This window comes from Streptomyces rimosus subsp. rimosus (genome assembly GCF_000720725.1).
Classification (GTDB): domain Bacteria; phylum Actinomycetota; class Actinomycetes; order Streptomycetales; family Streptomycetaceae; genus Streptomyces; species Streptomyces rimosus_A.
Genome location: NZ_JOCQ01000042.1, coordinates 52,852 through 66,664, shown reverse-complemented (window position 1 = coordinate 66,664; position 13,813 = coordinate 52,852). Strand labels below are relative to the sequence as shown.

At 73.7% G+C, this 13,813-nt stretch carries 2 protein-coding genes; both read right to left on the bottom strand.

Going from position 1 to position 13,813, the window contains the following annotated elements; genetic code table 11:
* Nucleotides 1-37: 37 nt before the first annotated feature.
* Nucleotides 38-9,409, bottom strand: coding sequence for a non-ribosomal peptide synthetase (locus IH45_RS01000000143965; RefSeq protein WP_234440628.1), 9,372 nt, complete (start codon nt 9,407-9,409; stop codon nt 38-40).
* Nucleotides 9,409-13,425, bottom strand: a complete 4,017-nt coding sequence (locus tag IH45_RS0122395) for a non-ribosomal peptide synthetase (protein WP_030671161.1) — start codon at nt 13,423-13,425, stop codon at nt 9,409-9,411. The genes IH45_RS01000000143965 and IH45_RS0122395 overlap by 1 nt, the downstream gene beginning before the upstream one ends.
* Nucleotides 13,426-13,813: the final 388 nt, after the last annotated feature.

The following is a 13,813-nucleotide window of genomic DNA, read 5'->3' as shown; positions in this document are numbered from 1 at the left end:
GGCGGGTACGGGGAGGTCCCTTCGGTCAGGTACGGCATCAGCGGCGTTCCGGACGGGCCGGTACGGAGGTGTCCGCCGTGGCCGTGTGCACTGCATCCACCGCGTTCGTGGCCGTGTGCGCTGCGTCCACCGCGTCCGTGGCCGTGTGCACCGCGTCCGCCACGGCCTGCACGTACGGGGGCCGGACGATGCCGTAGTGCGTGGTGTCCACGCTCTGCCAGCCGCGCAGGTCCGGCAGGTGGTCCCGCCACTTGCGCTGCCGCGCCTCCGGCGAGCCCAGGTTCGGCAGGCTCTCCACCGGCCGGTTCGCGAGCCACAGGCGGGTGGGCGTGCCGGACAGCCGGGGTACGTCGTGGTGGGCCATGCCGGCGATGTTGGCCCGGCAGCAGCGCGCCAGCCGCTCGGCGTACGCCTGCGCCTCCCGGCTCGCCGGCGCGCCCGTGTCGCCCTGCCCCAGCTCGTGTGCGAAGACCGCTTCGAGCTGGGTCTCGTCGTACGCCCTGAAGTGCGGCGCGGCGTCCGGCGGCGGCGGGTCGAGCAGGTGGAGCGCGGCGGCCGGATGCCCTGCCGCCTCCGCCTCGGCCGCCATCGCCTGCGCCACCCACGCGCCGAAGGACCAGCCGGCCAGCTGCCGGCGCCAGTCGGTGTGCGGGAAGCGCGCTTGGAGGGCGGCGTGATAGCGCCGGGCCCGTTCGGCCAGGGACCAGGCCGGCAGGTCGGGCAGGCGCAGCGCGGGGTCGGCGATCAGGCAGACGGTGAAGCGCGGGTCGAGGGCGGACACCAGCGCGCGGTACGCCTGGATGTCGCCGCCAACCGGGTGGACCAGGCACAGCAGGTCGTGCCCGGTGCCCTGCTGCCAGACTTCCAGCGTCACCGGATCGTCATCGGACCCGGTGGCGGCCCGGACCGCGCCGGACGGCTCCGCCCCCGGCCGCGCGCCCGCCTTGACCAGGACCTCGTTCAGACTGACCTGGTGGCTGAGCTGGGACAGCTCCAGGTCGACGCCGAAGTGCTCCTCCACCTTGCCGATCAGATCGAGCATGGTCAGCGAGTCGGCGCCCTGGTCGTAGAGCGAGGCGTCCGGGTCCAGCTCGTCCAGGCCCAGCCAGCGGCCGAGCCAGTCGGCGAGTTCGGCGGAGGCCGAGGCCGAGGCGGTTGCGGTGCCGGACGTGTCCGGCGGCACGGACGCGTCACCCGCAGCCGCGTAGAACGCGCGGGCTTCCTCGATGGGCGTCGTGGAGACCAGCAGCTGCGGAAGTTGCAGTTCCAGGGCGCGCGCGAAGAGGTGCTGGCCCTCCTTCACCGCCAGCCCGACCGCGAGGTGGGCCTGATGCCGGGCGTCCGTCTGCAGGGCGTCCCGCGCCATGCCCACCTCGCTCCAGATGTCCCAGTCGATGCCGATCCGCAGGGTCGTTGCGCCCTCGCCGGTCCGGTGCCGGGCGAAGCCGTCCAGCAGGCCGTTGGCGGCGGCGTAGTCGAACTGGCCGATGCCGCCGAACTGCGCCGCCATGGACGAGCAGTACGCGGCGAAGGCCGGCCGGTGCCGCTCGATCAGCCGCTCGACCAGGAGGGCTCCGTGCAGCTTGGCGGCCATGGCCTGCCGCATCGCCACGGCGTCCCGCCGGGTGACGAGGCCGCCGGCCGCTGTGCCAGCCGCGTGCACGACACCGTCGATCCGGTGGGTCACGGAGTCGATGCGCCGGAGGACCGTCTCGGGCGGCGTCTCGGCGAGGTCGGCCTCGACCAGCTCGACGCGGTCGGCCCACTCCGACAGCTCGGCGGGCACGCGCGGCTGCCGGGACAGCAGGACCACCCGGCAGTCGGACCGCTCCAGCAGCCAGGCCGCGATGCTGCTGCCGATGCCGCCGGTACCGCCGAGGATCAGGTACGTACCTGCCTCGGCCGGCAGTGCGGAAGGCGGGGCGGAAGGCAGTGCGGAAGGCAGCGCGGAAGAGAACGTGGCAGGTGGCGCCGTCGTGGGGGCGGGCACCGGCAGCAGCGCCTGCTGCCACCAGTACCCCTGCCGCAGCGCCAGCCGCCGCGGCAGCGTTCCGGAGCCGTCTGCGCTGCCCGGCAGTGCGGTCAACTGCTGTGCCCAGTCGGAGAGTTCGCTACTGGGCAGGTCCAGCCAGCGGCCGTCCACGGCGCACTCCTGCGGCGCCACTTCACAGACACCCGCCAGCAGGCCCAGCTCCGGTCGCCGTACGGGCCCTTCGACCGGCTGGGCACCGTACGACAGCCACCACGGCCGCACCTTCTCCGCCTGCGGCGTACCGGCGACGGCTTGCAGCAGGGCGGCAGGCGTGTCGAGGCAGGCCCAGCGGGCACGCGCGAGCGCGTCCTCGTCCACCGCGCCGCCGACCGCCAGCGGAAGGGCGTGCAGCCAGTCGGCACCGGCCTCGCCCAAGTCGCCCAGCGCGTCGAGCAGTTGGCGCAGCGAGTCCGGGTCGGCCGGGTCCACCTCGTACGCGTCGTCCGCCAGCCGGGCGTACGCACCGGCCGCGCAGACCCGTACCACCCGGGCCCAGGCAGCCTCGAAGGGGCGCAGCGCCTCGGGCGGCAGCGGTTCGGCCGTCACGACGACCAGCAGGCCGCCGGACGTCCGCGACGCGGGGGCCGGGACGGCGCGACTCAGCCGGACCCAGTGCGGCTGGTGCAGCCAGTCCGCCTCCGGCAGCCGCTGGGGAAGCGCCTCTGTGGTGGCCTGGTTCGCGGGGACGTCCGTATCCGGCGTGGCGCGCTGGAAGTCGTACGTCGCCAGCTCGAAGGCCGGGGGCGGGAAGTCCCACGGGGCCTGAGCCGGACCATCGGGCCAGCGGACCGTCCGTCCGGTCAGCCAGGCGTCGGCCAGTTCCTCGGGGGAGCGGCCCGCAGCCGACAGCACCCCCTCGGTGCCGTCCGTGTCGACCGGCACCAGGTCGGCGTCGGCGACCGTACGCAGCCACGCCACCGCGCTCGCCGCGTCGGCGCAGACTCCCGCGGCCCGCAGCCGGTGGGCCGGGCGGCCCGCCTGGAGATGGCGCAGCACCTGGCCGTACGCCTCGGGCCGGGCCCGGAGGTAATCGGCGATGCGGGCGGCATCCGCGCGCAGGCCCGCCTCGCTGCTGCCGGACAGTGGCAGGCAGGGTACATCGGACACGGACTCCGCCTGCTCGCCCGCCTCCAGGACGACGTGGGCGTTGGTGCCGCCGATGCCGAAGCTGCTCACCGCCGCCACCCGGGGCCGCCCGGCGGGCCACGGCCGCGCCTCGGTCGGGATGGTGAACGGCGCGGCATCGGCGCCGATCTGCGGGTTGAGGCGGTGGAAGTCGACGTTGGGCGGGATGACGCCGTGGTGGACCGCGAGGGCGGCCCGTACCAGTCCGACCACGCCCGCGGCGGCGCCCAGGTGCCCGATCTGGCTCTTCACCGAGGCCAGCGCGCAGGTGCCGGGCCCGTCCAGGCCGAACGCCTGGCGCAGCGCGCCGACCTCGACCGGGTCGCCCAGCGTGGTGCCGGTGCCGTGCGCCTCGACGTAGCCGAGGTCGGCGCCGGTACGGCCGCTGCGGCGCAGCGCGGTGCGGATCACCTCGCGCTGCCCGGCCAGCGAGGGCGCGCTGTAACTGAGCTTGGCGGAGCCGTCGTTGTTCAGCGCCGAGCCGGTGATCACCGCGTACACGGTGTCGCCGTCCCGCCGCGCCAGCCGCAGCGGCTTGAGCACGACCACGCCGACGCCGCTGGCACCGATGGTGCCGCTGGCGTCGTCGCTGAAGGGCCGGCAGTGGCCGTCCTTGGAGAAGATGTGCTGCGGCCGGTAGCGGTAGCCGCCGGTGAGCAGGGTGTCGACCAGCACGCCGCCGGCCAGCATCACATCGGCGTCGCCCTGGCGCAGCAGACCGGCTGCGACGTGCACCGCCACCAGCGAACTGGCGCAGGCGGCCTGCACGGTGAAGGCCGGGCCCGACAGATCGAGATGGTAGGCGACCTTTGTGGCGAGGAAGTCCTTGTCGTGGTGGAGCGCCATCTGGAAGCCGTCCGGCAGGTACGCCGGGTCGGCCTCGCGCAGTACGGACTGGTAGTACGTGTTCTCGCCGCAGCCCGCGACCATGCCGACGCGCTGCCCGGCCGGGTCGGTGATACCGGCGTGGGCCAGCGCCTGCACCGAACTCATCAGCAGGTGGCGCTGTTGCGGGTCCATCAGCCGGGCCTCCTGGCGGCTGATGCCGAAGTGGTCCGGGTCGAAGTCCAGCAGGCCGGACATCTGGCTGCGGGCGCCCACGAGGCCGTCGGCGGCGTCGAAGTGCTCGATGCCGCGCGCGCCGGTCCGCACCATCTCCCAGAAGGCACCGAGGTCGTCCGCGCCGGGCAGCCGGACGGCCATGCCGACGACGGCGACCGGCTCGTCGGCTGCCCCGGGCCCCGTCGTGTCCTGCCGGGCCGTCTCCAGCCCTTGGTCCAGGAACCGCGCCAGCCGCCGCACGGTGACGTGCTCGAACAGGTCGGGGATGCTGAACGACAGGTCCGGTTCGGCAGTGCAGCGCAGATGGAAGCGCATCAGGTCCAGGCTGGTCGCGCCCGCGTCGAAGAACCGCTCGTCGGGGCCGACCGGTGTGCCGACCACCGCTTCGAACAGTTCCGTGAGCCGGGCCTCGACCGGCGAAAGGGCCGCTGCCGTGGTGGCGGTACGCGGGCGCAGTTCCTCACCCGGCGCCGTCAGCGCGCGGCGCCGGTCCAGCTTGCCACTCGGAGTGAGCGGAAGGGACGCGAGCCGCCGGAAGCGGTCGATCCGTACGTACGGAGGCAGCAGCGGTGCCAGGTGCGCGGCCAGGTCCTCCGGCGCCGGGGACTCACCGCGGCACTCCAGACAGGCCGCCAGCCGGGCACCGTCGCGCACCACGACCGCGTTGACCACGCCCGGGTGCTGGAGCAGCGCCGCCTCGACCTGCCCCAGCTCCAGGCGGTGGCCGCTCAGCTTGACCTGCTGGTCGTCGCGGCCCAGGTAGTGCAGCAGGCCGTCCCGGTCGAAGCGGGCCAGGTCGCCGCTGCGGTAGAAGGTGCCCGGGCCGGGCAGCTCCACGAAGCGGGCGGCGTTGAGTGCCGGATCACCGAGGTAGCAGGGCGCGGCCATCGGGCCGCCGATCAGCAGTCGGCCGGGACAGCCCGGTGGTACGGGCGCGTCGGCCTCGTCCACGACCCGCAGCCACGCGTTGGCGACGGGCCTGCCGATGGCCGGACGCTCCGGCCACTGCTCCGGGTCGCCCTCCAGGCAGAGGCTGCTGACGACATGCGTCTCGGTCGGCCCGTAGTGGTTGAACAGGCGGGCGCCGGGCAGCCCGGCGAACCAGCGGCGTATCGCGGCCGTGCACAGCAGCTGCTCGCCGGCGGTGATCACTTCACGCAGCCGGGACGGGAAGCGGCCCAGCCGGACGCCGTGCTCGGCCAGCAGGTGCAGCGCCACGTACGGCATGAAGATCCGCTCGGCGCCGGCCGTTTCGAGCTGTTCGAGCAGGGCTGGGGCGTCCTGCCGCCAGGTGGGCCGTACGAGGTGCAGACGGCCGCCGCCGCACAGCGTGCCGAAGATCTCCTGGAAGGAGACGTCGAAGGACAGCATGGAGAACTGCTGGGTGACGGCGCCGCCCGCCAGGCCGCCGGCGTCGGCCTGCCAGTGCAGCAGGTTGCACAGCGTGCGGTCGGGCACCTGAACACCCTTGGGCGTACCGGTGGAGCCCGAGGTGAACAGCGTGTAGAGCGGTCGCCGCCCGTCGTGGGCGAACTCGTCGTACGGGTGCCCGTCCGGAGCGGTGTCCGGCAGGGCGACCGGGTGGCGCGGCAGGTCCGCCGGGGCGATCGCGTCGATCGCCGCCGTGCCGTCCGGCGGCACCAGGACGCACAGCGGGCGCACCTGGTCGAGGATCTGCCGCAGCAGCTTCGGCGGGTACGACGGGTCGAGCGGCACGATGGTGAGGTTGAGCCGGGCCAGTGCCAGCAGCGCCACCACGTGCTCGGCGGAGGGCTCGAAGTGCAGCGCGACGCAGTGCGGGCGGTCGTCGTCCTCCGGCGGGAGCGGGTAGGCAGCGCGTATCTCGTCCGCCAGCGCGGCGGCGTGCGCGCCGAGTTCGGCGTACGTCAGCGTGCGGCCGTCGGCGACCAGCGCGGGAGCACCGGGCGTGAGCCGTGCCTGGCGGGCGAAGCCTTCGGCCACCGTGGTGAACGCCGGGGGAGTCGCGGCACCCCGGCCGGGCTCGGGCAGGCCGTCGCGGTACGGGCCCACCAGCTCGGCCAGCGTCGCCGTACCGCCGTCGGCCAGCTGGTCCAGCCCCCGCCGGAACAGGGCGGCCATCGCCTCCACCTCGGCGGCGTCGAAGTGCTCGGCGGCGTACTCCCACAGGCAGTCGAAACCCGCGTCGTGCTCGACCACGGACAGCGTCAGCGGGCACTTGGCCTCGGCCGGCACCGGCCACTCGGGGCGGGAGGCGCAGCCCGGCAGGGCCAGCGTGCCGAAATCGGTGTTCTCCAGGACGAAGAGGAAGTCGAACGGCGAGCCGTCGGTACGGTGCTCCTGGTCGGCCAGGACATCGGCCAGTGCCACGTCCTGCCGGTCCAGCACCTCCTGTACGGCGGCACCTTGCCGCAGCAGCTGCGCGCGCAACTGCTCGCGCGGCACCAGAGCCGGCGGCAGCAGCACGGTGTTGGCGAACATGCCGACACTGTCCTCGAATGCCTGCACCGGCCGGTTGGCCACCGGCCCGGCGATACGGGGCCGTGAACGCCCGGTCACGCCGTACAGGCTCCAGGCGAACACGCCCAGCAGCAGCTGGAAGCGGGTGAGCCCCAGCTCGGCGCAGAGCCGGTCGAGCGCGGCGCGGCGGCCCGGGTCGAGCGAGTCGCGCAGCAACCGGCCGTTGGTACGGGGCCGGGAGCGGACCGGCTCCAGCGGGGCCGCCACCTCTTCCGATGCGCTCAAGTAGCTGCCCAGCCCGGCACGTTGAGCCTGATAGGCGTCGGTCGCGAACCACTCGTCCTGCCAGCCCGCGTAGTCCAGCGGCGTCGGCGCCACCGCGGGCTCCGCCGCCTCCGTGCCGCTCAGCACGGCCGCGTAATCGGCCGAGAGCTCACGGAAGAGGACATTGAGCGACCAGCCGTCGACCGCGATGTGGTGCAGGTGCAGCAGCAGGACGCCACCGCCCGGCCGCGGCAGGAACGTCGCTTGCAGCAGGCGGGGGAGGGCGAGGTCGAAGGGGGTGGCGAAGAGGCGGTGGGCGGCGGGGTGCCAGTCGGGCTGCTCGGCGGTCGGCGCGTCGGACGCACCGGCACCGGACACACCAGCACCGGACGCGTCGGGCACCGTCAGCGACTCCGGTGCCACCCACGGGTCGTACGCCTCGCCGACCACCTGCCGCAGACCCTCCGGCGTGGCCTCGAAGGCCGTACGCAGCGCGAAGTGACGCGCCACCAGCCGACGCAGCGCCTCCCGCAGCGCGGCGGTGTCCACCGCGCCGTCCAGCCGGAACGCCATCGGGACGTTGTACGCGCAGGACCGCGGATCGCGCTGTTGCAGGAGCCAGAGCCGCTGCTGCTCCGAGGTGGCGGGGGCGGAGCGGGCGCCCGAGGGGGCGGAGGGCTCCGGGTACGGTGAAGCCGCACCGTCGCGCGCCTCCGCGACCGCGGCGGCCAGCTGCGCGAAGTCGCCCTGGAACACCGCCGCCTGGGCCAGTTCGCAGCCCCAGCGCCGCCGGACCTCGAAGCGCAGCCGCAGCGCCTTGAGCGAGTCACCGCCGTTGGCGATCCAGCGGTCGCCCAGCCGCAGGCCCGGTACGTCCAGCACCTCGCCCGCCAGCTCCAGCACCTCGCGCTGCCAGGGTGTGGCCGCCGCGTCCTCCGCCGTCCCCGGACGCTGCCAGGGACGGTCGTCGCGACGCGACAGTGCCGTCGCGTCGACCTTGCCGTTGGCGTTGAGCGGCAGCTCCTCCACCAGGTACACGTGGTGCGGGCGCATGTACGCCGGGAGGCCGTCCGCCAGGTGCCGGTCGAAGGCGTCGAAGGACAGCTCGTCGCCGAGCACCAGGTAGGCCAGCAGCTCGTTGACGCCGTGCGCGTCGCGGCGGGTGCGCACATACGCCTGGCGTACCGCCGGATGGGCCTCGATCTGCCGCTCCAGCTCGCCCGGCTCGATGCGGAAGCCCCGCACCTTGACCTGCCGGTCGGCGCGCCCGACGTAGCTGATCAGGCCGTCGGCGCCGCGGCGCACCAGGTCGCCGGTGCGGTAGAAGCGGCGTTCGCCGCCGTCGTGCCAGGGCAGCCGTACGAAGCGGCGCGCGGTCTCGTCGGGCAGGTTGCGGTAGCCCGCCGCCAACGCCTCGCCCGCCAGGTACAGCTCGGCGATCTCGCCGGGCTCGGCGGTCCTGGCACCGTCGTCGGCCACCACCAGGGCCCCGGTGCCCGGCAGCGTCCGCCCGATGGGCACCACGTCGCCGTCGAAGTCGCGGGGCACGGGGTGGCAGAGGGCAAAGGTGGTGGCTTCGGTGGGGCCGTAGATGTTGTGGAGCTGTGTGGGGCTCGTGGGGTTGTCGCGGTACCAGCGGCGGAGCAGCGGCGCGTTCAGCTGCTCGCCGCCGATCAGCACCCGCCCGACGCCGGAGAAGCCGTCGGGCACCTTGTCGGCCACCGCGTTGAACAGCGCCGTGGTGATGAACAGCGTGTCGATGCGCGCACGCCGCAGCGCCTCGGTGAGCAGGTGCGGCGTCTGCACCTCCTCATCACCGAAGATCACACAGCGGCCGCCGGTGAGCAGCGGCACCCATACCTCGAAGCTCAGCGCGTCGAAGGCGGGATTGGCCAGGCAGGCGTAGCGCGCGCCCGGATCCAGGCTGATCCACCCGGGGCGCGCGAGCCGCAGGATTCCCGCGTCGCGCACCTCGACGCCCTTGGGGCGGCCGGTGGTGCCCGAGGTGTAGAAGATGAAGGAGGCGGGCGGGGTGGCAGGCAGTGGCAGCGGGGCGTCGCCGTCGGCCGGGCCGGTGGCGAGCAGTCCGGCCACCGGCAGGGCTCGTACGCCGTCCGGCAGCCCGTCGGGCGCCGTACCGCCGTGGAGCACCGTCCCGCTCGCGGAGTCGGTCAGGATGTGGCGCCGCCGCTCGGGCGGGCTCAGCCGGTCGAGCGGGACCACCACGGCTCCCAGCCGCAGGATGCCCAGCATCGCGCAGACCAGCTGCCACGAGCGCGGAAGGCAGACCGCCACCGCCTGTCCGGGCCGTACGCCGTGCCGGTGCAGGGCCCGCGCGACGGCGGCGCTCGTGGTGTCGAGTTCCGCATAGTCCAGGCGGCGGCCGCCGTCCACGACCGCGAGGGCGGCAGGGGTGCGGCGGGCCTGGGCGAGAACGCTCCCAGCCAGACAGGGGGAGGCCGGGAAGGTCGATTCGGGTTCCATCATCACTCCTGCGCCTGTGCTGACTCGGCTTCCGGCCCGGCGGGCAGCGACGGGCCGCCGGACGATGGGGGAGCGGCCGGGAAGCGGGCCAGCTCGGCCTCGATCAACGCAGCCACCCGCAGCACCTCGGCGCTCTCCAGCATTTCCCAGTGGTCGCAGTACGCCGGCTCCACCACGAACCCGGCCTGCGCGCGCCGCTGCCAGAAGTCCCGTACGCCCCGCAGGAACGGGGTGTCGGTGCCGTCCTCCACGGCTTGGACGAGGACCGTCCGGGCCGCCGACGGCGGTGCCGGGTAGCCGCCCGCGGTCTGCCGGTTGTGGTTGTAGATGCGGAAGTACTGGTCGATCTGCTCGTCGTCGATGCCCGGGTACATGCCGTTGAACTTGACGAGCTTGTCGCGGAACTCGGCCATGTCCACCGGGGCCGTCGCGGCCGGGTCCACGGGCCCGTCCGAGCCCTGGGTGTCGAGCAGCACCACGCTGACATCCGTACGGCCCGACTCCGCCAGGCGGCGCCCCATCTCGTGGGCGACCAGCCCGCCGTACGACAGGCCGGTGAGCACCACGGGCCCGTCGAGCAGCGGCGCCACCAGCGTCAGATACGCCTCGGCCATGGCCTCCACCGTCGGCAGGAACGTCTCGCCGGGGTTCACGCCGGGCGACTGGATGCCGTACACCCCGCAGGAGCCGGGCAGCGCCTTGGCCAGCGACAGGTAGCAGAAGGCGGTGCCGCCGGCCGGATGGACGCAGATCACCCGCTGCCGGCCGTCGCCCGCGCGGAACTCGATCAGATTGCTGTCCGGCCGGTCCGGCGCGCCCCGGCGCAGCCGCCCGCCCAGCGCCTCGATCGTCGGGTGCAGCATGATCTCGCGCACCGGCAGCGTCTCGCCGAACTCCTCGCGGACCGCGTGGGCCAGCTTGATGGCGGAGATCGAGGTGCCGCCGATGTCGAAGAAGCTGTCGCGGATGCCGATCTCGGACCGGACCAGCACCTGCTGCCAGATCCGGTACAGCGCCAGCTCGATGTGGTCGCGCGGGCTGGCCTGGTTGACCTGGGCGGGGCCGCCGGCCCGCGCCCGCTCCAGCAGCGCGGCGCGGTCCGGCTTGCCGTTGGGGGTGCGCGGCAGCCGCGGCAGCTCCACGAACAGCGCCGGGATCATGTAGCCGGGCAGCCGTCGCGCCAGCGTGGTGCGCCAGGCGTCGGGCTGCCGCGCCTCGGCCTCGCCGCGGCCCAGGAAGGCCACCAGCCGCGCCTCGCCCGCCGCGTCCCGGTCGGCCAGTACGACCGCTTCGCGCACGCCGGGCCCGTCCAGCAGCGCCGCCTCGATCTCGCCCAGCTCGATACGGAAACCGCGCAGCTTGACCTGGTGGTCGCGGCGGCCGACGTACTCGGCGTCGCCACTCGGCAGCCGCCGGGCCAGGTCGCCGGTGCGGTACATCCGCTCGCCGGGCGCGAACGGGTCCGGTACGAAGCGCTCGGCGGTCAGGCCGGGGCGGCCGACGTAGCCGCGGGCCAGGCCCGCGCCGCCGATGTAGATCTCGCCGGTCACGCCGGGCGGCACCGGCCGCAGGCGCTCGTCGAGCAGCCGGATCCGGGTGCCGTCCAGGGGGCGGCCGACCGGGCACTGCCGGGACAGCGGGCGGGGATCGGTGTAGCCGGTGCTGAAGACCGTCGTCTCGCAGGGGCCGTAGCCGTTGAGCAGGCGCAGCTCCGGCAGGAATTCCCGCATGCGGTGCAGGGCCTGTTCCGGTACGGGCTCCACTCCCGTCAGCAGGCGGCGCAGCGCCAGCCCGGCCAGCCGCTCCCCGGGCGCCTCGTCGATCCACTTGACGAAGGCGGGCGGCAGGAACGCCTGCGCGATGCGGTGGGTGCGCATCCAGTCCAGCAACGCTTCAGGATCGGCGCGCAGTTCCCCGGGGACCGGGTGGAGCGCGGCGCCGGTGGTGAGCGGCAGCAGGATCTCGAACGCCGAGCAGTCGAAGCCGATGCTCGACCACCACGACGCGGCCTCGTCCGCCCCGTCGCCGAACCGCGCGACCCAGTGGCCGAAGAGGCTGGCAACGTTGCCATGCGTGACGCCGACGCCCTTGGGGCGGCCGGTGGAACCCGAGGTGAAGACCACGTACGCCAGCCGGTCGGGATGCGCGGCGATGCCGGGCGCGTCGTCACGCCGCCCTTCCGCCTCGACGGCGGCCAGCGACTGCCGGCCGTCCGGCGGCGCGTCCGCGTCACTCAGCACCAGGGCGGGCGCGGCGTCCTCCACCATGGCGGCCAGCCGCTCGGCGGGCAGTTCGGGGTCGAGCGGCAGATAGGCGGCCCCGGCCTTGAGGATGCCAAGGATGCCCACCACCAGCGCCGTCGAGCGCCCGGCGTGCAGGCCGACCACCTGGTCGGGGTGCACACCACGGGCCAGCAGGGCATGGGCGAGCCGGTTGGCCCGCCGGTCCAGCGTCGCGTAGTCCAGCCGCTCGCCGTCGCACACCAGCGCCGTACGGCCGGGCTGTTCGCGCACCCGGCTCTCGAAGCGGTCGATCACACCGGACCACGCCGCCCGGCGGCCGGTCCCGTCCCACTCCGTGACGAGCCGGTCCCGCTCCTCCTCGTCGAGCAGCGCGAGGGCGTCGGCGGCGGCGCCGGGGTCCGCGGCCATCTGCGTCAGGACGCGCCGGAGATAACAGCCGTACCGTTCCACGGTTTCCGCGTCGAACAGTGCCTGCGCGTAATCCAGGCTGCCGACGATACGGCCGTCCTCTTCCGCGAGCGACAGGGTGAGATCGAACTTCGCGACGTCGTACGGCGAATCCAGCGGTGTCACCTCGATATCCGGCAGTGACAGCTCGCCCTCCTCGCTGTTCTGCCACGCGAACATGGTCTGGAACAGCGGGGTGTGCGCCGGGCTGCGGGAGGGATTGACAAGTTCGACCACCTGCTCCCACGGCAGGTCCTGGTTTTCCAGCGCGGCCAGCGCGACGCCGCGTACCCGCTTGAGGAGTTCGGCCACCGTCGGCCCGCCGGAAAGATCGACACGCAGTGCCAGCGTATTGACGAAGAAGCCGATCAAGCCTTCCAGTTCGGCGCGCCGGCGATTGGCCACCGGCGTGCCGATCACCACATCGGCCTGGCCGGACAGCCGCGCGAGGACCAGTGCCCAGCCCGCCAGCAAGGTCATGAACAACGTACTGCCGTTGCGGCGGCTCGCGTTCTTCAGCGCCGCGGTCAATTCCGCGTCGAATTCCAGCGGGAGTTTGCCGCCGCGGTAGTCCTGCTCGGCCGGGCGCGGCCGGTCGGTGGGCAGTTCCAGCAGTGCCGGGGCGTTTGCCAGGACCTTCTTCCAGTGGTCGGCCTGCTTCGCCGGTACACCGTCGGAAAGCCACTTCCGCTGCCAGGCCGCGTAATCGGCGTACTGGACCGGCAACGGCGGCAGCGGGTCCGCTTCACCGGCGCGGAAAGCGGTGTAGAGAGCGGTGATCTCCCGCGTCATCACCGTCATCGACCAGCCGTCGGACGCGATGTGATGGGCGGTCAGCAGCAGTACGTGGTGGTCGGCCGCCAGCACCACCAGGCGCCCGCGGATCAGCGGGCCCTCGGCCAGGTCGAACGGCGCGGTCGCTTCCTCCGCCAGGAGGGCGGTGAGCCGCGCTTCGGCGGCGGACGCGTCACCGGCCTCGCCCAGGTCGTGGACCTGCAAGGGAAACCCCAGGTCAGCGGGGTCGATCTGCTGGTACGGCGTGCCCGCCAGGGCGACCAGGCGCGTCCGCAGGACCTCGTGGCGGGCGACCAGCGCGTCCAGGGCGCGGGTCAGCGCGTCCCGGTCCAGCGGTCCGCGCAGCCGGAACGCCTGCGGCATGTGGTACGCCTCGCCGGCGCCCCGCAGCTGCGCCAGGAACCACAGCCGCTGCTGCGCGAAGGACAGCTCCAGCGGCCCGGTACGGCTCGGCAGCGGCTCGACAGCGGTCTGCTTCCGCGTCGTCCGGGGGTGTGCGGAAGTCGAGGCGCGGAACGTTTGATTCGCCGGCAAAACTAGCTCTTCTTCTGTGCGAGGAGGTTTGTCCGTGCGGACGGCTGAATACCTGCCGCCGGCCGGGCCCGATCACGGTGCGGTAAGGGGCCGGAAAAGAGTGACGGGCGGGGTGTATTCGGACGCCGCGCAGGCCGCTGCGGGAAGTCACGGCTGAACTCGCCGGGGCCGTTTCCGTTGTGCGGAGATGGCCGGGGAGTTCGCGCATGCGCGCCGGAACGGCTCGACGAGGGGCGGGAATGCGGGGTGGGGGTGCTATTTCGTCGCGGCGGTGAAGTGCGGGCGGGGCCGTGGGACTTCCGCGGGGAAGTGCGGTCGGCCACCCCGGCAGGCCGGTGCCGGTCTGCCCGCCGCCTCAAGTGGCCATGGTGCGCACTCGCTTTCCGGG

Coding starts and splice junctions, on each gene's coding strand:
- IH45_RS01000000143965 (WP_234440628.1), bottom strand. CDS start 9,409: ATGATGGAACCCGAATCGACCTTCCCGGCCTCCCCCTGTCTGGCTGGG.